Annotated in this window: 20 protein-coding genes and 1 riboswitch; of the genes, 12 read left to right on the forward strand and 8 right to left on the reverse strand. The window is 72.1% G+C overall.

The window, feature by feature from the left end:
* Window positions 1-88: 88 nt before the first annotated feature.
* The 5 genes from ACFC96_RS30350 to ACFC96_RS30370 all read left to right on the forward strand — a co-directional run bounded on the left by ACFC96_RS30350 (window position 89) and on the right by ACFC96_RS30370 (window position 6,152).
* A complete protein-coding gene (locus tag ACFC96_RS30350; protein WP_376615099.1) occupies window positions 89-916 on the forward strand; it encodes an ATP-binding cassette domain-containing protein in 828 nt (275 codons plus the stop codon).
* Window positions 888-2,972, forward strand: coding sequence for a YhgE/Pip family protein (locus ACFC96_RS30355; RefSeq protein WP_376615101.1), 2,085 nt, complete (start codon window positions 888-890; stop codon window positions 2,970-2,972). The genes ACFC96_RS30350 and ACFC96_RS30355 overlap by 29 nt, the downstream gene beginning before the upstream one ends.
* Before the next feature lie 35 nt (window positions 2,973-3,007).
* Complete coding sequence (locus tag ACFC96_RS30360) at window positions 3,008-3,616, forward strand: TetR/AcrR family transcriptional regulator (RefSeq protein WP_376258711.1); 609 nt, start codon at window positions 3,008-3,010, stop codon at window positions 3,614-3,616.
* Between the two features lie 362 nt (window positions 3,617-3,978).
* Window positions 3,979-4,593, forward strand: a complete 615-nt coding sequence (locus ACFC96_RS30365; protein WP_376258712.1) for a DUF4126 domain-containing protein — start codon at window positions 3,979-3,981, stop codon at window positions 4,591-4,593.
* Window positions 4,594-4,652: 59 nt separating this feature from the next.
* On the forward strand, window positions 4,653-6,152 hold the full coding sequence (locus ACFC96_RS30370) for a phytoene desaturase family protein (protein ID WP_376615103.1): 1,500 nt from the start codon (window positions 4,653-4,655) through the stop codon (window positions 6,150-6,152).
* Window positions 6,153-6,171: 19 nt separating this feature from the next.
* Here the strand turns inward: ACFC96_RS30370 and ACFC96_RS30375 are convergent, their stop codons facing one another.
* From ACFC96_RS30375 to ACFC96_RS30400, 6 genes are all read right to left on the reverse strand, one after another.
* Window positions 6,172-6,999 (reverse strand): hypothetical protein, encoded by an 828-nt coding sequence (locus ACFC96_RS30375; protein WP_376615104.1) that lies wholly within the window; start codon window positions 6,997-6,999, stop codon window positions 6,172-6,174.
* 47 nt (window positions 7,000-7,046) lie between these two features.
* Entirely contained in the window at window positions 7,047-7,967 is a 921-nt protein-coding gene (metF, locus tag ACFC96_RS30380) for a methylenetetrahydrofolate reductase [NAD(P)H] (protein WP_116502559.1), read from the reverse strand.
* An 86-nt stretch (window positions 7,968-8,053) separates the two neighbouring features.
* Complete coding sequence (gene thiE / locus ACFC96_RS30385; protein WP_376258940.1) at window positions 8,054-8,701, reverse strand: thiamine phosphate synthase; 648 nt, start codon at window positions 8,699-8,701, stop codon at window positions 8,054-8,056.
* A gap of 259 nt (window positions 8,702-8,960) precedes the next feature.
* Window positions 8,961-9,326, reverse strand: a complete 366-nt coding sequence (locus tag ACFC96_RS30390; RefSeq protein ID WP_376258718.1) for an Rv2175c family DNA-binding protein — start codon at window positions 9,324-9,326, stop codon at window positions 8,961-8,963.
* Window positions 9,327-9,400: 74 nt separating this feature from the next.
* The gene (locus ACFC96_RS30395) at window positions 9,401-10,621 is read right to left on the reverse strand and encodes an NAD(P)/FAD-dependent oxidoreductase (protein ID WP_376258720.1); all 1,221 of its coding nucleotides are present in this window, start codon (window positions 10,619-10,621) and stop codon (window positions 9,401-9,403) included.
* A 110-nt stretch (window positions 10,622-10,731) separates the two neighbouring features.
* Window positions 10,732-11,076, reverse strand: a complete 345-nt coding sequence (locus ACFC96_RS30400; protein WP_376258722.1) for a hypothetical protein — start codon at window positions 11,074-11,076, stop codon at window positions 10,732-10,734.
* A 60-nt stretch (window positions 11,077-11,136) separates the two neighbouring features.
* Window positions 11,137-11,250: riboswitch (TPP riboswitch) on the forward strand.
* Between ACFC96_RS30400 and thiO the strand changes: the two genes are divergently transcribed.
* The 6 genes from thiO (at window position 11,248) to ACFC96_RS30430 (ending at window position 17,022) form a co-directional block, all read left to right on the forward strand.
* Complete coding sequence (gene thiO / locus ACFC96_RS30405) at window positions 11,248-12,432, forward strand: glycine oxidase ThiO (protein ID WP_376615106.1); 1,185 nt, start codon at window positions 11,248-11,250, stop codon at window positions 12,430-12,432. (Overlaps the previous riboswitch by 3 nt.)
* Complete coding sequence (gene thiS, locus ACFC96_RS30410; protein WP_376258726.1) at window positions 12,429-12,644, forward strand: sulfur carrier protein ThiS; 216 nt, start codon at window positions 12,429-12,431, stop codon at window positions 12,642-12,644. Before thiO ends, thiS begins: the two co-directional genes overlap by 4 nt.
* A 4-nt stretch (window positions 12,645-12,648) precedes the next feature.
* Window positions 12,649-13,443 carry a thiazole synthase gene (locus ACFC96_RS30415; RefSeq protein WP_376615108.1) on the forward strand — a complete coding sequence of 265 codons (795 nt, stop codon included), beginning with the start codon at window positions 12,649-12,651 and terminating at the stop codon, window positions 13,441-13,443.
* 84 nt (window positions 13,444-13,527) lie between these two features.
* A complete protein-coding gene (pknB, locus tag ACFC96_RS30420) occupies window positions 13,528-15,474 on the forward strand; it encodes a Stk1 family PASTA domain-containing Ser/Thr kinase (protein WP_376615110.1) in 1,947 nt (648 codons plus the stop codon).
* 34 nt (window positions 15,475-15,508) lie between these two features.
* Window positions 15,509-16,384 carry a deoxyribonuclease IV gene (locus ACFC96_RS30425; RefSeq protein WP_376615112.1) on the forward strand — a complete coding sequence of 292 codons (876 nt, stop codon included), beginning with the start codon at window positions 15,509-15,511 and terminating at the stop codon, window positions 16,382-16,384.
* Window positions 16,385-16,464: 80 nt separating this feature from the next.
* On the forward strand, window positions 16,465-17,022 hold the full coding sequence (locus ACFC96_RS30430) for a DUF4396 domain-containing protein (RefSeq protein WP_376615114.1): 558 nt from the start codon (window positions 16,465-16,467) through the stop codon (window positions 17,020-17,022).
* A gap of 30 nt (window positions 17,023-17,052) precedes the next feature.
* Here ACFC96_RS30430 and ACFC96_RS30435 read toward each other — a convergent pair whose 3' ends face one another.
* Window positions 17,053-17,685 carry a sulfite oxidase-like oxidoreductase gene (locus tag ACFC96_RS30435; RefSeq protein ID WP_376258737.1) on the reverse strand — a complete coding sequence of 211 codons (633 nt, stop codon included), beginning with the start codon at window positions 17,683-17,685 and terminating at the stop codon, window positions 17,053-17,055.
* Between the two features lie 164 nt (window positions 17,686-17,849).
* On the opposite strand from ACFC96_RS30435, the gene bfr reads away from it, so the two are divergent.
* A complete protein-coding gene (bfr, locus tag ACFC96_RS30440) occupies window positions 17,850-18,329 on the forward strand; it encodes a bacterioferritin (RefSeq protein WP_116502549.1) in 480 nt (159 codons plus the stop codon).
* 9 nt (window positions 18,330-18,338) lie between these two features.
* On the opposite strand, the gene ACFC96_RS30445 is transcribed toward bfr, so the two are convergent.
* The gene (locus tag ACFC96_RS30445; protein WP_376258739.1) at window positions 18,339-18,593 is read right to left on the reverse strand and encodes a bacterioferritin-associated ferredoxin; all 255 of its coding nucleotides are present in this window, start codon (window positions 18,591-18,593) and stop codon (window positions 18,339-18,341) included.
* Between the last annotated feature and the right edge of the window lie 203 nt (window positions 18,594-18,796).

Here is an 18,796-nt window from a genome sequence, read left to right on the forward strand (position 1 = left end):
CGGCCCTGACCTGCGTCTTTGCTTCGCGCGACAGTTCGGGCTAGCTTTTGCACTGACCAGTCAGTTTAAAAAAAATGGGGGCCTGACCATGGACGGTCCGAACGCGGTCGCTGTCAGCGTCGAGGAGTTCGGGCTCAAGGGCCCGCGCGGCTGGGCGTTCCGCGGGGTGGACATCGACGCGGAGCCCGGGGCGCTCGTCGCCGTCGAGGGCCCGTCCGGGTCGGGCCGCACCTGCCTGCTGCTCGCCCTCACCGGACGCATGCGGCCCACCGAGGGCACCGCGTCCGTCGGCCCCTTCCGGCTGCCGAAGCAGTTGTCCGCCGTCCGTCGCGTCAGCGCTCTCGCCCATGTGCCGGGGGTCACCGACCTCGATCCCGCGCTGACGGTCGAGGAGCACTTGCGCGAACGGGCGCTGCTCCAGCGGCGGTTCGACGGTTCCCTGCGGGCACTGCTGCGGCCCCGGGCCGAGCGGGCGGCCGCGTCGCGGCTGCGGATCGACACCGCGCTGGCCGCCGCGGGCCTCGACCGGGAATCTCTGCCGAAGGGCACTCGTACCGCCGTGCGCGACCTGGAGCGGATCGAGGCGCTCCGGCTGTCCGTGGCCCTCGCGCTGATCGGACGGCCGCGGCTGCTCGGCGTCGACGACACCGACCTGAAGCTCTCGGACGCCGAACGGGCGGAGGTCTGGGACCTGTTGAGGTCCGTCGCGGAGTCCGGCACGACGGTCGTGGCGGTGTGCAGCGAGGCGCCGAAGGACGCGGTCGTCGTATCGACGGCCCCCGCCGAGAAGGCCGAGCGCGCCGCGAACACCAAGGACGCCAAGAGCGCCAAGAACACCGAGAAGGCCACGCAGGCCGAGTCCGACAAGAACACGAAGGAGACGGCGGATGCGCTCGCCGAAGCTGGCCGCGCTTGAGCTCAGGCGTTTCGGCAGGGGGAAGCTCCCGCGCGCCGCGCTCGCCGCGCTCCTGTTGCTGCCTCTGCTGTACGGCGCCCTGTACCTGTGGTCGTTCTGGGACCCGTACGGGCGTCTCGACAAGATTCCCGTCGCGCTCGTCAACGACGACAAGGGGGCGCGGGCCTCGGGTCACAAGATCGTGGCGGGCGACGACATCACCGAGGGGCTGCGCGACAGCAAGACCTTCGAGTGGCACGAGGTGAGTGCGGCGCAGGCCCGCAAGGGCGTCGAGGACGGGACGTACTACCTGTCGCTGACGATGCCCGCGGACTTCAGCGAGCGCATCGCGTCCAGTTCGGGGAACACCCCGCAGACCGGCGCCCTTCAGGTGCGGACGAACGACGCCAACAACTACATCGTCGGGCAGATCTCGCGGACGGTGTTCTCCGAGGTGCGTTCGGCGGCGTCCACCAACGCGTCGCGCTCCTTCCTCGACCGGATCTTCATCTCCTTCTCCGACATCCACGACGCGACCAAGAAGGCCGCGAAGGGGGCCGACCAGCTCAAGGGCGGTATCGGCAAGGCGAAGAAGGGGTCCAAGGACCTGGCGGACGGCCTGAAGGACGCCAAGAAGGGCAGCGGTGACCTGGCCGGCGGGATCAAGAAGCTGAACAAGGGCGCGGGGGATCTGGAGTCCGGCTCGAAGCAGGTCTCCGACGGCACCCAGCTCCTCGCCGACAAGGTCAACGGCGTCGCCGGGCAGGTGCGGCCGTTCCTGAAGGACAACAAGAAGGCGATCGGCGACACCGCCCGCCTCGTCGCCGACTCCGCGAAGGGCATCCGCCACAACCTCGACGTCCTGGTGAAGACGGCGCCGACGGCCGCCAAGGGCGCGCACGCGGGATCCGACGTCCTGGACGGGGTCTACAAGGCGCGCTGCGAGACGCTGCCGCTGCCCGACCCGGCCTGCCCCGACCTGAAGAAGGCCAAGGTGGCCGCGGCCGACGTGGCGAAGGTCGCCGACGACCTGAACGTCCTGATCGAGGACGACCACGGCGACCTGGACACCCTCGACAGCCATCTCGCCACGCTGCAGCGGCAGTCCGAGGCGCTGGCCAAGCGCGCCCCGACGCTCGACCAGGACGTGGCCACCGCCGTCTCCAAGATCAACGCGCTCAACAAGGGCGCGGGTCAGGTCGCCAAGGGCGCCGAGCAGCTGCACACCGGGCTCGGCACGGCGAAGACGGGCTCGGCGGACCTCGACGCGGGCGTCGGCAAGCTGAAGACGGGCGCGAGCGATCTCAACGGCGGCATGTTCCAGCTGGCCGACGGCTCCGGACAGCTGGCCGGCGGGCTGCACGACGGCGTGCGGCAGATCCCCGACTACGACAAGAAGGACCGCGACCAGCGCACCGGTGTCATGTCCGACCCGGTCCAGCTCGCCTCGCAGTCCCTGCACAAGGCGCCCAACTACGGCACCGGATTCGCGCCGTACTTCATCCCGCTGTCCCTGTGGGTCGGCGCGATGGTGGCCTACATGCTGATCCAGCCGCTCAACCGGCGCGCACTCGCCGCGGGCGCCTCCGCCTGGCGGATCGCGCTGGCGGGCTGGCTGCCCGTGGCGGCGCTCGGGGTGCTCCAGGTGGCCGCCCTGATGTCGGTGCTGCACTGGGCGCTGGGGCTCCAGATGGTCCGGGCGGCGGGAACGGTCGGCTTCCTGTTCCTCGTCACGGCGTGCTTCGCCGCGATCGTGCAGTGGCTGAACGCCCGGTTCGGAGCGGCGGGGCGGATCCTCGTACTCGCCTTCCTGATGCTCCAGTTGACGTCGGCGGGCGGCACGTATCCCGTGCAGACGAGCCCCGGCTTCTTCAACGCGATCCACCCCTTCCTGCCGATGACCTACGTCGTCGAGGCGCTGCGCAGACTGATCTCGGGCGGCGGCCTCGGACCCGTGTGGCAGGCGTGTGCCGTGCTCGCCGCGTTCACGGCAGGCGCGCTGGCCCTGACCGCGCTCAGCGCCCGCGGCAAGCAGGTGTGGACACTCGACCGGCTGCACCCCGAACTCAGCCTGTGAGCGCGCCCACACCGGCGCCTGTGAGAATCAGGGGCATGGAAAGCAGCACACGGCGCCAGGCCACCCGGCAGAAGCTGTACGAGGCCGCGGTCACGCTCATCGCGGAGCAGGGGTTCTCGGCCACCACGGTCGACGAGATCGCCGAGCGCGCCGGGGTCGCGAAGGGCACGGTCTACTACAACTTCGCCAGCAAGTCGGTCCTCTTCGAGGAGCTGCTCCGGCACGGGGTCGGGCTTCTCACCGCCTCACTGCGGGAGGCGGCGGAGAAGACGGCCGCGAGCGGCGGAAGCAAGATCGACGCCCTCGACGCGATGATCCGGGCCGGCCTCGTCTTCATCGACCGCTATCCGGCCTTCACCCAGCTGTACGTGGCCGAGCTGTGGCGCACGAACCGCGCCTGGCAGTCCACCCTCGCGGTGGTCCGGCAGGAGGCCGTCGCCGTCGTGGAGGACGTGCTGCGGGACGCGGTCGAGGGCGGTGAGCTGAGCGAGGAGATCGACATCCCGCTGACGGCGGCCGCACTGGTCGGCATGGTCCTCGTGGCCGCCCTCGACTGGCAGGCCTTCCAGCCGGAGCGTTCCCTGGACGACGTCCACGCGGCGCTGTCACGGCTGCTCCAGGGGCGCGTGACCGGCGGCCGCTGACCGCCCCCGGACGCACAGCGGAGACGACGAAGCGCCGGTCCGGCGCGGCCCGAACTCTCAGGCCTCACCGGACCGGCGCGTCCCCCGTCGTCCCCCGTGCTCCCCCGCGGGCCCGCCGGTCGTGCGGGCCCCCGTGCCTCGCCCCCGCCGTGGCGGGAGGAGCGGCCAAGGGGGCGAAGCGCTGTTCCGCCGCCCCGTGTCGGCGGTACCGGCGCCGCGCCCCCTTCCGTGCCTCCACTCTCCCGTCCGCGCAGGTCGGACCCCATCCGCGCAGCTACTCATCTCACGCACTAGGTACGGATACTCAGGCTTGGGCGCTCAGGCCCAGGAAACGGACTTCGCGACTGGTTACGATCTCGTCCGTGTCCGTACTCCCCCTGGTCTTCACCAGCGGCTGGGCGAGCGGGATCAACGCGTACGCGGTGGTTCTCCTCCTCGGTGTCTTCGGCGCGACGGGACTGACCGACGAAGTCCCCGCGTCGCTCCAGCGCACCGACGTGCTCATCGCCGCCGGGGTGCTGTTCCTGTGCGAAGCCGTCGCAGACAAGATCCCTTACGTGGACTCGCTCTGGGACACCGCGCACACGGTGATCCGGCCGGTGGCGGGCGCCGTCGTCGGCGCCCTGCTCGCCGGCCAGAGCGGGTCGCTGTCCGACCTGGCCGCGGGCGCCGTCGGCGGGTCGACGGCGCTGGCCAGCCACGCCGTGAAGGCCGGGACCCGGATGGCGATCAACACCTCGCCCGAGCCGTTCAGCAACATCGCGGTGAGCTCGGCCGAGGACCTCGGAGTCGCCGGAATCGTCACGTTCGCCATGTTCCACCCGGAAGCCGCCGCGATCATCGCCGCCGTGCTGCTCCTCCTCGGGCTGCTCATGCTGTACTTCCTGATCTCGCGGATCCGGCGCTTCCTGCGGCGCCGGGCGCAGCGGCGCGAGGAGAGGCGCATCGCCCACCGGACCGGGGCGCCGCCGGGCTGATCCGCAGCCCGGCCGGGCTGTCGGCAAGGGTGTCGGCGGGGGCGGATAAAGTCGCCGTCATGGCACGGATTGCGGTGATCGGCGCCGGGATGGGCGCGATGGCGGCCGCTGCCCGGCTGGCCGTGGCAGGCCACCGGGTGGCGGTGTACGAGCGGACGTCTACGTACGGCGGGGCGCTCGGCGGCTTCGCCCGGGACGGCTTCTCGTTCGACACGGGCCCGGGACTGCTCCAACTGCCCGCGGTCTACCGGGACTTGTTCATCAAGACGGGCAGACGACCGCTGGAGGACGCGGTCGAGCTGACCCAGGTGGAGCCCGCCGTGCGGCATGTCTTCGCGGACGGCACGGCGGTGGACCTGCCGAACGCGCGCCGCGCGGGCATCGCCGACGCCCTGGACGCGGCGCTCGGCGAGGGCTCGGGCGCGCACTGGTCGGCGTTCATGAACCGCGCGCGTGAGGCATGGGACCGCAGTCGGCGCCCGCTGCTCGAAGAACCGCTGTGGCCGAACTGGCGGATCCTCGCGGACCGCGAGCCGTACCCCGCGGTGGTCCGGCGCCGGATGCTGCGCAAGGACCTGTCGGCGACGACGCTCTCCGAGGTCGGCGCTCTGGAGCTGGGCGGGGATCCACGGCTCGTCGCGCTCCTCGAGCAGTACGCGCTCGCGTCCGGCCTCGATCCGCGTACGGCCCCGGCGAGCGCGGCCGTGCTGCCGTACATGGAGCAGACCTTCGGCACCTGGGCGGTGCGCGGCGGGATGCGGGAGCTGGCGCGGGCCGTGTACGAGCGCTGTCTTGAGCGGAAGGTCGAGTTCGAGTTCGACGCGCCGGTGGCGCGGATCGTGGAGAAGGACGGCCGGGCGGCGGGCGTGGAGCTGGCCGAAGGCCGGTTCGTGGAGGCCGACTTCGTGGTCGCCGGTGTGGCACCAGGCGTCCTCGACGAGCTGCTGCCGGGACGGGCGCTCAGGGCCGAGGACTCGGTGGCGCCGCAGTCGGCGCTGCCGAGCAGGCTGACGGTGTTCCTGGCGCTGCGCGGCGCGCGTCCCGGCGGCGCCCCGCACCGGACGGTCGTGCACGCCGCGGACCGGGAGGCCGAGCTGGCCTCGCTGTTCGGCGAAGGCACGGCCGTGGCGGAGCGGCCCACGGTCACGGTGCTGCGTCCCGACGACGCCTCGACGGTGCCGGACCCGGAGCACGAGGCGGTGACCCTGGTGGTCACGGTGGCGCGCGGCGCACGCGTGACGGACGCGGACGTGGAGCGGGTCCTGGACGCGGCCGGGCGGGCGGTCCCCGGGCTGCGTGACCGTCTGCTGTGGCACGAGGTCCGCACCCCGTCGGATGTCGCCGAGTCCACGGGCGCGGACGGCGGTTCGGTGCCCGCGCCGGCTCTGGCCGCGGCCTCCGGCCGGCTCCTGCACCCGTCGAACAGCACACTCGTCGCGGGCCTGTTCGCCGTCGGCGGCTGGTCGCACCCGGGCGGCGGGCTGCCGCACGCGGGGATGTCGGGCGCGCTGGCGGCCGGGCTGATCGTGGAGGGCCCGGACTTCCGCGGCTCGCAGTGACGGGCGGCGCCCGCCGGATTCAGTAGCGGTACTGCTGCTGCTCGTCGTAGCCGGAGCCGCCGTCGTAGCCGCCGTGGCCGCTCTGCTCGTACGGGTAGGGCTGCTCCGGGGGCAGTTCGCCGCCGTACTGCTGGTGCTGGTCGTCGCCGGTGCGCTGCTGGGGCACCCAGACCCCGCCGGGCGGCGTCTCCATGCCGTAGCCGCCCGCCGCGTACGGGTCGCCGTACTGCTGTCCCGTGCCGTACGCGTCGTCGTACTGGGGCTGCGCCGGGTAGGTCTGCGTCCCGATGTACGGGTCGGAGTAGGCGGCGTACTGCTGCTGGCCGTTGTCGTAGCCGTACTGCTGCTGGTCGTAGCCCGCGTACGCGTCGTAGCCGTAGCCCTGCGCGGCGGAGTCCGTCTGCGCGGCGGCCGGGGTGTAGACGCCGTACTGGCCGGTGTCGTCGGGCATCGGCTCCGGCGCGTAGACCGACGTCACCTCGGCCGCGGACTCGGGTTCCGGGGCGTCGGACTCGTACTCGAGGTCGGAGACCTCCAGGGTCGGGTCCTGGTGGACCGGCTCCTTGATCTTGCGCCGCTTGCTCGCGCCGGGGTTCCCGCCGAGCGCCCAGCCCGTGGAGAAACCCCTGCGGAACGACAGCGTCACGTACGTCTGGCCGACGGCGAACGTGATGGCGCCGATCCCGATGACGATCACCGACGGGATCAGCACACCGAGGACGACACCGAGGAACCCGACGAAGGCGAGCAGCCGGTAGCGCAGCCGCGCCTTGTACTGGAGCAGTACCTCACCGAGCAGCCACAACGCGACGATTCCGAACGCGATGTAGAGGACCGTCCAGCCCATGTACGCCCCTCTCGTACGGCCGCCGCCCCTGGTGGAACACGGCCGGGTCAGGCCCGCTGGTCGTGCAGGCCCAGATTCTCGTAGATCTCCAGTGTCGCCGTGGAGTTGTTGAGCGTGATGAAGTGCAGACCCGGAACGCCCTCGTCCAACAGCTTCGCGCAGAACTCCGTCGCGAACTCGATGCCAATGGAGCGTACAGCCGCCGGATCGTCTTTGGCTGTGAGGATGCGCTCTTTCAGGGCGGGCGGAAACGTGGCGTTGCTGAGCTGCGGCAGCCGCTCCAGCATGCGCACGCTCGTGACCGGCATGATCTCCGGGATGACGGGGGTGTCGCAACCCGCCGCCGCGACCCGGTCGCGCAGCCGCAGATATTCCTCCGGGTAGAAGAACATCTGGGTGATCGCGTAATCCGCGCCCGCCCGGCACTTGTCCACGAAGTGGCGCACGTCGGAGTCCCAGTCCTCGGAGCGCGGGTGCATCGCGGGGAAGGCGGCGACGCCGACGCAGAAGTCGCCCGACTCCTTGATGAGCCGGACCAGTTCGGCGGCGTAGGTCAGACCCTCGGGGTGCGCGACCCAGTCGGCCATGGGGTCGCCGGGCGGATCTCCGCGCACGGCGAGGATGTTCCTGATGCCGGCGTCCGCGTACTGGCCGATGATGTTGCGCAGCTCGGCCACGGAGTGGTCGACGGCCGTGAGGTGGGCGACCGGGGTCAGGGTCGTGTCGGCGACGATCTGCTCCGTCTCGCGGACCGTGCCGGCGCGGGTGGAACCGCCGGCCCCGTACGTCACGGAGACGAAGTCGGGCGCGACGGCCTCGACCCGGCGCAGCGCGTTCCAGAGGTTCCGCTCACCCTTCGGGGTCTTCGGCGCCGAGAACTCGAACGAGAAGGTCGTCTTGCCGGTCGCGAGCATGTCGCGCACGGTGCGTGCGCGATCAGTCCTGGTGGAAGCGGTGCCAAGGGCCATATGGGCAGGTTAGCCACGGGAGCGCCCTGTCCCTAATCCCCGTCCACCCTGCGGACACACGTCTTGGCGGAGCGTGTCCGGGCGGGTCAGGCCGTACGCAGCCGCTTCGCGAGGTCGGCCGCCGCCGCGCCCGGGTCGTCCGCCTCGGTGATGGCACGGACGACGACGACGCGGCGGGCGCCGGCTTCGAGCACCTCGTCCAGGTTCCCCGCGTCGATGCCGCCGATCGCGAACCAGGGGCGGTCCGTGCCGAGCGAGGCCGTGTGACGCACCAGGTCGAGGCCGGGCGCGTACCGGCCGGGCTTGGTGGGCGTCGGCCAGCAGGGGCCGGTGCAGAAATAGTCCACGCCGTCCTGGACGGCGGCCGCGGCGGCCTCCGTGTCTGCGTGCGTGGAGCGGCCGATCAGGACGTCCTCGCCGAGGATGGCGCGGGCGGCCGCGACCGGCAGGTCGCCCTGGCCCAGGTGCAGGACATCGGCGCCGGCGGCGTGGGCGACGTCCGCCCGGTCGTTGACCGCGAACAGCTTGCCGTGGCGGGCGGCGGCGTCGGCGAGGACGGCCAGGTGCTCCAGCTCCTCGCCCGCCTCCATGCCCTTGTCGCGCAGCTGAACGATGTCCACGCCGTTCGCCAGAACGGCGTCGAGGAACTCGGGGAGGTCGCCCTGGCGCTTGCGGGCGTCCGTGCACAGGTACAGCCGGGCGTCGGCGAGCTGGGCGCGCTGCGTGGCGGCCATGGCCATGGGTGAGTCCCCCCGTGGTCGGTGGCGTGGGGGGGGCGGGGGGGGGGGGCCCCCCCCCCCGCGGGGGGGGGGGGGCGAGGCGCGCGGCGGGGGGCGGGGCGGGCCCCCCCGGCCCCCCGGCGAGCGGCGCCCCCCCCCGGGGGGGGGCCGGGGGCGGGCGGGGGGGCGGCCCCGGCCCGGGGGGCCCCCCCCCCGGGGGGGGGGGGGGGGGGGGGGGGGGGGCGCGCCCCCCCCACGCCGGACGGTTGTCAGGTCAGACGGCGAGCGCCTGGGCGCGGCGCTTCACCTCCGTCCCGCGATTCTCGCTCAGCGCCTGCGCGGGGGTGCCCGGCAGGGTCGGATCGGGGGTGAAGAGCCACTCGAGCATCTCTTCGTCGTTGAAGCCGTCGTCCCTGAGCAGGGTCAGCGTCCCGGTGAGGCCCTTGACGACCTTGTCGCCGTCGATGAAGGCGGCGGGCACGTGCAGCGCCCTGTTCTCACCGCGGCGTACGGCGATCACCTGGCCTTCCTTCACCAGCTGCCGCACACGCGTCACCTCCACGCCGAACCGCTCGGCGATGTCGGGGAGGGTGAGCCACTCGGGGACGAGAGCATCGATCTTTGCGTCAATCTCGGTCACAGGACAAGCCTGCCATCCCGGACTGACAGTGGGAAACGCGGCCGCGCAAAAGGACCCCCGCCCGCGCGGGGCGGTCACACGACTGCGGCCTTCAGGGGACGGGCCGGGTCGCTGATGACCTGCGGATCCAGCGGGGCGCCGGACTCGATGAGCTTGCGTCCCTGCGCCAGGTCGCGCGGGCGGCCCACGGCGAGGACGCCGACGAGACGGCTCTCGCGCAGCCAGCACACGCTCCAGGAGGCGCCCTGCGGGTCGCCGCGCCACACGGTGGTGTCGGCGGCCGCGTGATGCCCGGCGTACTGGACGAAGCGGCCGAACTGCTCCGACCAGAAGTACGGCACCGGGTCGTACGTCGCCGGGGTGTCGCCGATGATGTTGGCGGCGACCGTGCGGGGGCCCTGGAGCGCGTTGTCCCAGTGGTGGACCATCAGGCGCTCGCCGTACCGTCCCGAAGGGAAGGACGAGCAGTCACCCACCGCGTACACATCGGGCTCGGAGGTGCGCAGGCGGTCGTCCGCCACGACCTCGCGGTGGGCGCCGAGCGTGATGCCGGAGCCGGTGAGCCAGCCGGTGGCGGGGCGGGCCCCGATGCCGACGACGACGGCGCCGGCGGGCACCCGGGTGCCGTCGTCGAGAAGGACGGCGCCCGGTTCGACGTGCTCCACGCGCGCGTGGGTGCGCAGTTCCGCCCCGGCGTCCGCGTACCAGGCGGCCATGGGGGCGGCGACCTCCTCGGGCAGCGCCCCGGCGAGCGGCCGCTCGGCCGCCTCGACGACGGTGACCGCGCATCCCGCCTCGCGGGCCGCGGTGGCGAACTCGGCGCCGATCCAGCCCGCTCCCACGACGACGATGTCGCGCTGCGCGGCGAGGACGGGGCGCAGACGTTCGGCGTCGTCGAGCGTGCGCAGCAGATGGACTCCGGGGATGTCCTCCGTGCCGGGCAGCCTGATGGGCTCGGCGCCGGTCGCGAGGACGAGGACGTCGTAGGGGGCGGGTCCGGTGGCGGTGTCGAGGGTGTGTTCGGCGGGGCGTACGCCGGTGACCTCGCGGCCCAGTTCGAGCGTGATGTCGAGTGCTTCGAAGTCGACGTCGAAGGCGGACCCCTCGGCCTTGCCGAGCAGGACGGCCTTGGACAGCGGGGGCCGGTCGTACGGCTGGTGGGGTTCGGCGCCGATCAGCGTGACGGCGCCGGTGAAGCCCTGTTCGCGCAGGGCCACGGCGGTCTGGACCCCCGCCATCCCGGCGCCGACGATGACGACGTGCCGCCCTGCCTGGTTCTGGGTCTGCTCGCTCACCGGATCACCATATGCACCTGACGTTCAGTCAGTCAGCGGGCCGCGTCACTCCGGTCCCGTGACGTCTTCCACACCGGCCGCCGGTTTGACCGCCGCGGCCGCCCGCGCCGTCAGGCGCCGGGGACCTCTTCGACGACGCTCGTCCCGCTGCCCGCCTGCGACTCCCACTCCCACGTCTCGTCCAGCCGCACCCGCCCGTCGGGAAGGTCCACGACGAGCGAGACACAGTGCCCGGAGGAGGTCGTCTCGTCCGTCTTCAGCTGTACGTACCTGAAGTCGATCCGGTCACCCTCGCGGGTGCCCACGAGGTGGCCGCGCACCACGTCCCCGCCCGCGTACTCGGCCCAGATCCGGCCGTCCTCCTCGTGGTAGGCGAACCGCGTCTGCGTACCCACCTGACCTGGCGCCTGGTCGGCGACCGGGGCGAGAACGAGTCCGTCGAGCGAGCGGGCCATGCGCGGGGGCTCCCTTACTGGGCGTCGGTGCAGTGGGTCAGGGGGTTAGGGTGGCCACCGTAAAGCACTCGCGGGAGCCCGGACGTACCGGGCTGAGAGGGAGGCTGGGACGGCCTCCGACCGTACGAACCTGATCCGGGTCATGCCGGCGAAGGGAGGGGCTGGACGCCCATGTCGCGTACTTCTGAAGGCTCCGACGTCCTGGTCGTGGGCGGCGGGATCATCGGTCTCGTCACCGCGTGGCGGGCCGCGCAGCGCGGGCTGCGCACCGCGGTCGTGGACCCCGAACCGGGCGGCGGGGCCGCCCAGGTGGCGGCCGGGATGCTCGCCGCCGTCACCGAACTGCACTACGGAGAGACCGAACAGACCCTCCTCGGCCTCAACGTCGAGTCCGCGCGCCGCTATCCGGCGTTCGCGGCCGAGCTCTCCGAGGCCACCGGGCTCGACCTCGGTTACCGCGCGTGCGGCACCCTCGCCGTGGCGCTCGACTCGGACGACCGCGCGCACCTGCGGGAACTGCACGCCCTCCAGCACAAGTCGGGCCTGGACTCGGAGTGGCTGTCGGGCCGTGAGTGCCGGCGCCTCGAACCGATGCTGGCCCCGTCCGTGCGGGGCGGCCTGCGCGTCGACGGTGACCACCAGATCGATCCGAGACGCCTCGCGAAGGCCCTTGTGGCGGCCTGCGAGCTGGCCGGGGTGCGGTTCCACCGGCAGTGGGCCAAGCGGCTGACAGTCGTCCGCGAGGGCGCGCGCGGCGTGGTCCTCGCCGACGGCACCGTGCTCGACGCGGACCGGGTCGTCCTCGCCGGCGGCAGCCTCAGCGGCAGGCTCGCCGGGGTCCCGGACGACGTACTGCCGCCGGTGCGCCCGGTGAAGGGACAGGTACTGCGCCTGACCGTGCCGAAGGTGTACGCGCCGTTCCTGAGCCGCACCGTGCGCGCCGTCGTGCGCGGCGGCAACCTCTACCTGGTGCCCCGGGTCAACGGCGAGCTCGTCGTCGGGGCCACCAGCGAGGAGCTCGGCTGGGACACGACGGTCACCGCGGGCGGCGTCTACGAGCTGCTGCGTGACGCCCACGAGCTGGTGCCCGGCATCACGGAGCTGCCGCTCACGGAGACCCGCGCGGGCCTGCGCCCCGGCTCCCCCGACAACGCCCCGATCCTCGGCCCGACCGCACTGCCGGGCCTGCTGCTCGCCACCGGCCACTACCGCAACGGCGTGCTGCTCACGCCGGTCACCGGCGACGCCATGGCCCACGTGCTCGCCACCGGCGAACTCCCCGAAGTGGCCCGCCCCTTCACCCCGCGGCGCTTCGACGCCGTCCCCGCACCCGTCTCTGTGGAGCAGTCCGTATGACCGTGTCCGTCACCCACGTATCCGTGAACGGGGAGGGCCGCCAGGTCGCCCCGGGCACCACGCTCGACGCCCTCGTCTCCACGCTGACCAGCGCGCCGTCCGGGGTCGCCGCCGCACTCAACGAAACCGTCGTCCCGCGCACCCGGTGGGCCGTCACCGCACTCACGGACGGGGACCGTGTCGAGGTCCTCACCGCGGTCCAGGGAGGCTGAACCCATGGCTGACGACTCCTTGGTCATCGGCGGTACGTCGTTCTCGTCCCGGCTGATCATGGGCACGGGCGGGGCGCCCAGCCTCGACGTCCTCGAACGCTCCCTCGTCGCGTCCGGCACGGAGCTGACGACCGTCGCGATGCGGCGCGTGGACGCGAGTGTGCAGGGGTCCGTGCTCTCCGTCCTGGAGAAGCTGGGGATCCAGGTACTGCCGAACACGGCGGGCTGCTTCACCGCCGGTGAGGCCGTCCTGACCGCCCGCCTCGCGCGCGAGGCGCTCGGCACGGACCTGGTCAAGCTGGAGGTCATCGCGGACGAGCGCACCCTACTGCCCGACCCGATCGAGCTCCTGGACGCGGCGGAGATCCTCGTCGACGACGGCTTCACCGTGCTGCCGTACACGAACGACGACCCGGTGCTCGCGCGGAAGCTGGAGGACGTGGGCTGTGCCGCGGTCATGCCGCTCGGCTCCCCCATCGGCTCCGGGCTCGGCATCCGCAACCCGCACAACTTCCAGCTGATCACCGAGCACGCGGGCGTGCCGGTGATCCTGGACGCGGGCGCCGGGACGGCGTCCGACGCGGCGCTCGCGATGGAGCTGGGGTGCGCCGGTGTGATGCTCGCCTCAGCGGTCACCCGCGCACAGGAGCCGGCCTTGATGGCGCAGGGCATGCGGCACGCGGTCGAGGCGGGGCGGCTGGCGTTCCGGGCGGGCCGTATCCCCCGCAGGCACTTCGCCGAGGCCTCGTCGCCCGTGTCCGGGATGGCCAGGCTGGACCCGGAGCGGCCCGCGTTCTGAGGGGCGTACAGCCCGGTCACAGCTCTGCTGCAGTACGGCCGCTCGCGGAGCCGGGTGTCGGCGGCGGCTCGTACACTCACCTGCGTGGACACGACCCTTCAGGACCCTCTCGTCGGGCAGGTGCTCGACGGCCGGTACCGCGTCGACGCACGCATCGCGGTCGGCGGGATGGCCACGGTCTACAGGGCCGTGGACACCCGCCTGGACCGCGTGCTCGCGCTCAAGGTGATGCACCCGGCCCTCGCCGCCGACGCCTCGTTCGTCGAGCGCTTCATCCGCGAGGCCAAGTCCGTCGCCCGGCTCTCCCACCCGAACGTGGTCGGGGTCTTCGACCAGGGCGCCGACGGCCAGTACGTCTATCTGGCGATGGAGTACGTCGCGGGCTGCACCCTGCGGGACGTCCTGAGGGACCGCGGGGCACTGCGGCCGCGCGCCGCGCTCGACATCCTGGAGCCGGTCCTCGCCGCGCTCGGCGCCGCGCACCGCGCGGGGTTCGTGCACCGCGACATGAAGCCGGAGAACGTCCTCATAGGGGACGACGGCCGCGTGAAGGTGGCGGACTTCGGCCTCGTACGGGCTGTGAACACGGTCACGAACACGACGGGCGCCGTCCTCGGCACCGTCTCCTACCTCGCCCCCGAGCAGATTGAGTCCGGCACCGCGGACCCCCGCGTCGACGTGTACGCGTGCGGGGTGGTGCTCTACGAGATGCTCACGGGCGCCAAGCCGCGCTCGGGCGACTCCCCCGCCCAGGTCCTCTACCAGCACCTGAACGAGGACGTGCCGCCCCCGTCCGCGTCCGTTCCCGGCCTGCCCGCGGAGCTGGACGAGCTCGTCGCCTCGGCGACCGCGCGCACGCCCGACCTCAGGCCGTACGACGCCGTGGCGCTGCTCGCCCGGGTCAGGTCGGCCCGGGCCGTCCTCACGGACGCGCAGCTCGACGCGGTGCCGCCGGCCGCACGCCCCGAGGACCTCGGGGACCGTGACATCTCCGACGACCGCACGAGCGTGATCCCGTCGGCGCTGCGGACCAGGGGCGTACAGCTCCCGCTGCCCGCCGACGACCAGGACCCGCAGGCGGAGCTCGACCGCACGAGCCGCTTCGAGACGCCGCCCCCGCCGCCCGCCCCTTCCCGGAGGCGTCGTCCGCGGCGCGGTGTGCTCGCGGCCGTCGCGGCCGTGCTGCTGGCCCTCGGCCTCGGTGCGGGAGTCTGGTACATCAACTCGGGCCAGTTCACGCAGGTCCCGCCGCTGCTCGCGAAGACGCAGACGCAGGCCGAGGCGCGGCTCGGCGAGGCAGGTCTCGAGCTCGGGCACGTCAAGCACGCGTACAGCGACACCGTGAAGCGCGACACCGTGCTCGCCAGCGACCCCGAGGTGGGCGCCCGCATCCGGGACCACGGGGCGGTGGATCTGACGATGTCCCTGGGACCGGAGACCGTGAAGGTCCCCGACCTCCAGGGCACGCCCCTCGGCCGGGCGGAGCGCCGGCTGAAGGACGCGGGTCTGGAGCCCGGCATGGTCACCAAGGAGTTCGACGACGGCGTTGCCAAGGGGGCGGTGATCGCCACGGACCCGGAGTCGGGCACCACGCGCCGGACCGGTTCGGCCATCGCGCTCGTGGTCAGCAGGGGCAGCGCGGTGGACGTCCCGGACGTGACGGGCGAGTCCGAGGAGGACGCCATCGCCGATCTGCAGGACGTGGGTCTGAAGGCCGAGATCGCGACGGCGCGGGTGTACTCGGACGCGGACAAGGGCAGCGTCGCCCGGCAGTCCCCCGTCGAGGGCAAGCGGCTCGGCGAGGGGGACACGGTCACCCTGACGATCTCCAAGGGCCCGGTCATGGTCGAGGTCCCCGACGTCGTGGGCATGAGCGTCGACGACGCCCACCAGAAGCTCGAGGCCCGCGGCTTCGACGTCGAGGACGACCGCGGCCTGCTCGGCATTTTCGGCGACACCGTGAAGAAGCAGTCGGTGGAGGGCGGCGACAAGGCCCCGAAGGGGTCGACGATCACCATCCAGATCCGCTGACGGGACGGCCGGGCGCGCGTGCCACCCTTGACGGGTGAGCAGCACCGACACCGCATCCCGTAACCCGGTCGGCGGCCATGTCCCCGTCGCGGGCGGCCTGGCCTCCGTAGGGCTTTCGTACGCGCGCGAGCTCGGCGCCGAGACCGTCCAGGTCTTCGTCGCCAACCCGCGCGGCTGGGCGACGCCGCCCGGCAATCCGAAGCAGGACGAGGCGTTCCGCGCGGCCTGCGCCGCCGAGGACATCCCGGCGTACGTCCACGCGCCCTACCTGATCAACTTCGGCTCGCACACCGAGGCGACGGTGGACAAGTCCGTGGAGTCGCTGCGGCACTCGCTGCGCCGGGCCCGCGAGATAGGCGCGCTCGGCGTCGTCGTGCACACGGGGTCGGCGACCGGCGGCCGTGGGCGTGAGGTGGCACTCGCACAGGTGCGTGAGCGGATGCTGCCGCTCCTCGACGAGCTGACCCATGACGACGACCCGTACCTGCTCCTGGAGTCGACGGCGGGCCAGGGCTCTTCGCTGTGCTCGCGGACCTGGGACTTCGGGCCGTACTTCGACGCGCTCGACGCGCATCCCAAGCTGGGTGTCTGTCTGGACACGTGCCACATCTTCGCGGCGGGCCACGACCTGACGGGCCCCGCCGGCATGAACCGGACCCTGGACCTGCTGGTGGACACCGTGGGCGAGGGCCGCCTCAGGCTGATCCACGCCAACGACTCCAAGGACGTCGCCGGGGCGCACAAGGACCGCCACGAGAACATCGGCTCCGGCCACATCGGCGCCGAGCCGTTCCGCGCGCTGATGGCCCACCCGGCGACCGAGAACGTGCCGCTGATCATCGAGACGCCCGGCGGCAAGGTGGGCCACGCGACCGACGTGGCCCGTCTGAAGGAGCTGCGGAAGGGCTGAGGGATCACTTGAGGAATACCCCCATGGGGTATACGGTTCTTGTCGGCGACAGGAACCGTACTCTGACGTTGGGGGACCTCATGCAGCACGAGACGCACGCCGGACACGAGCAGCACGAGCACGACGAGCGGCACAGCCATCACACAGATCACGAGCAGCACGGGCCCACCGGCCACCCCCACGCCGGGCACGGCCTCGGCAAGGTCAGCTGGTCGATGGCCGCGCAGGCGACCCTCCACTGCCTCACGGGATGCGCCATCGGCGAGGTCCTCGGCATGGTGATCGGCACGGCGTTCGGCTGGGGCAACGCGCCGACGATGGTCCTGGCGATCGTGCTCGCCTTCTTCTTCGGCTACTCGCTCACGCTGCGCAGCGTCCTGAACGCCGGCGTCGGCTTCAAGGCCGCGTTCCGGGTCGCGCTCGCCGCGGACACCCTGTCCATCGCCGTCATGGAGCTGATCGACAACGGCGTGATCGCGCTGTGGCCGAGCGCGATGGACGCCCACCTGTCGGACGGCCTGTTCTGGGGCGCGCTCGCGGCCTCACTGGGCATCGCCTTCGTGGTGACCACGCCGGTCAACAAGTGGATGATCGGCCGCGGCAAGGGCCACGCGGTGGTGCACCAGTACCACCACTGACGGCGGGCACCGGCGCAGGAGGGCCAGGACTCAGAGCTCGGGGCCGTCCCCGGGCTCTTCCTGGTACGAGTAGCGCTGCTCCCGCCAGGGATCTCCGACGTTGTGATAGCCGCGCTCCTCCCAGAAGCCGCGGCGGTCGGCCGTCATGTACTCGATGCCGCGGACCCACTTCGGGCCCTTCCAGGCGTACAGATGGGGCACGACGAGGCGGAGCGGGAAGCCGTGTTCCGCGGTGAGGAGTTCGCCGTCCTTGTGGGTGGCGAAGATCGTGCGGTCGGCGGCGAAGTCCTCGAGGCGGAGATTCGCGCTGAACCCGTACTCGGCCCAGACCATCACATGAGTGACGGCGGGTGCGGGCGGCGCCAGCTCGAGAATCGTCGCGGCGGGCACACCGCCCCACTCCGCGCCGAGCATGCTGAACTTCGTGACGCAGTGCAGATCGGCCACGACCGTGGCGTACGGCAGAGCGGAGAACTCCTCGTGGGTCCAGCAGCGCTTGTCCCCGTCGGCGGTGGCGCCGAAGACCCTGAACTCCCAGCGTTCGGGGCGGAACTTGGGAACCGGGCCGTAGTGGGTGACCGGCCAGCCCCGCTGGAGACGCTGTCCCGGTGGAAGCTCCGACTGCACTGCTCCCCCAGACTCTCGACCCACCGGCTGACCCATGCCTCCATCCTGACAGACCCCGGGCAGTGGCCGTGACCAGCGAGAGCCCGACCGCCTCCGAAAAGGGCAACTCCTACTAAGCGTGCACTTACTGGACGGTTTTCGGTGCCGGTGCGAGGATGCGCGAAATCTGCCGAGTCCACCACGTGGAAGGAGCCTCTGCGATGCAGGGCGACCCCGAGGTCATCGAATTCCTCAACGAGCAGCTCACGGGCGAGCTGACGGCCATCAACCAGTACTGGCTCCACTACCGGATCCAGGACAACAACGGGTGGACCAAGCTCGCGAAGTACACCCGCGCGGAGTCCATCGACGAGATGAAGCACGCGGACCGGCTGACGGAGCGGATTCTCTTCCTCGATGCCCTGCCGAACTACCAGCGGCTCTTCCACGTACGGGTCGGGCAGACCGTCACGGAGATGTTCCAGGCCGACCGTCAGGTCGAGGTCGAGGCGATCGACCGCCTCAAGCGCGGCATCGATGTCATGCGGGCCAAGGGCGATGTGACGTCGGCGCGGATCTTCGAGGACATCCTGGAGGACGAGGAGCACCACATCGACTACCTCGACACCCAGCTGGAGCTGATCGAGAGTCTCGGTGAGGCGCTGTACCTGGCCCAGCAGATCGAGCAGCCGGACAGCTAGCGGCGGAGCCTAGGCGGCGTCCTGAAGGCCCACGAGGGCGTTCGGGTCGGCAGTCAGGACGGGCCTGCCCTGCTCGACCAGCTCGCGGCGCGGGCAGCTCCCACGGCCGAGCAGCGCCTGAATGCGGCGCACGCACGAGCCGCAGTCCGTACCGGCCTTGCAGGCCGACGCTATCTGGCGGGGGGTGCAGGCACCGCCGTCCACGTGCTTCTTGACCTGGTCCTCGGTCACACCGAAGCAGCTGCAGACGTACACGTGGTTCACCTCCCAGCGATCAGGACCGGTTCCTTGCTCCCGCCCCAATGAACGGTGAGGCTAACCTAACCTTACCCGCCGGGTGCGGAGCACAAAAGTGCCGTGGGGGGGGGGGGGGTGTGTTGGCGGGCCCCCCGCGCGGTTAGGGCAGGTGACAGGGGGGGGGTGAAGACACCCCCCCCGCAACGCCCGGGGCGGGGGAGGGGGGGGGT

The organism is Streptomyces sp. NPDC055955 (assembly GCF_042270245.1).
GTDB lineage: Bacteria > Actinomycetota > Actinomycetes > Streptomycetales > Streptomycetaceae > Streptomyces.

What these genes read in the sequence shown, in the direction of transcription:
- ACFC96_RS30430 (WP_376615114.1), top strand. Translation starts at nt 16,465, where the DNA reads ATGCAGCACGAGACGCACGCCGGACACGAGCAGCACGAGCACGACGAG.
- ACFC96_RS30355 (WP_376615101.1), top strand. Translation starts at nt 888, where the DNA reads ATGCGCTCGCCGAAGCTGGCCGCGCTTGAGCTCAGGCGTTTCGGCAGG.
- ACFC96_RS30435 (WP_376258737.1), bottom strand. Translation starts at nt 17,685, where the DNA reads ATGGGTCAGCCGGTGGGTCGAGAGTCTGGGGGAGCAGTGCAGTCGGAG.
- ACFC96_RS30375 (WP_376615104.1), bottom strand. Translation starts at nt 6,999, where the DNA reads ATGGGCTGGACGGTCCTCTACATCGCGTTCGGAATCGTCGCGTTGTGG.
- thiE (WP_376258940.1), bottom strand. Translation starts at nt 8,701, where the DNA reads ATGGCCGCCACGCAGCGCGCCCAGCTCGCCGACGCCCGGCTGTACCTG.
- bfr (WP_116502549.1), top strand. Translation starts at nt 17,850, where the DNA reads ATGCAGGGCGACCCCGAGGTCATCGAATTCCTCAACGAGCAGCTCACG.
- metF (WP_116502559.1), bottom strand. Translation starts at nt 7,967, where the DNA reads ATGGCCCTTGGCACCGCTTCCACCAGGACTGATCGCGCACGCACCGTG.
- thiS (WP_376258726.1), top strand. Translation starts at nt 12,429, where the DNA reads ATGACCGTGTCCGTCACCCACGTATCCGTGAACGGGGAGGGCCGCCAG.
- thiO (WP_376615106.1), top strand. Translation starts at nt 11,248, where the DNA reads ATGTCGCGTACTTCTGAAGGCTCCGACGTCCTGGTCGTGGGCGGCGGG.
- ACFC96_RS30400 (WP_376258722.1), bottom strand. Translation starts at nt 11,076, where the DNA reads ATGGCCCGCTCGCTCGACGGACTCGTTCTCGCCCCGGTCGCCGACCAG.
- ACFC96_RS30350 (WP_376615099.1), top strand. Translation starts at nt 89, where the DNA reads ATGGACGGTCCGAACGCGGTCGCTGTCAGCGTCGAGGAGTTCGGGCTC.
- ACFC96_RS30415 (WP_376615108.1), top strand. Translation starts at nt 12,649, where the DNA reads ATGGCTGACGACTCCTTGGTCATCGGCGGTACGTCGTTCTCGTCCCGG.
- ACFC96_RS30360 (WP_376258711.1), top strand. Translation starts at nt 3,008, where the DNA reads ATGGAAAGCAGCACACGGCGCCAGGCCACCCGGCAGAAGCTGTACGAG.
- ACFC96_RS30370 (WP_376615103.1), top strand. Translation starts at nt 4,653, where the DNA reads ATGGCACGGATTGCGGTGATCGGCGCCGGGATGGGCGCGATGGCGGCC.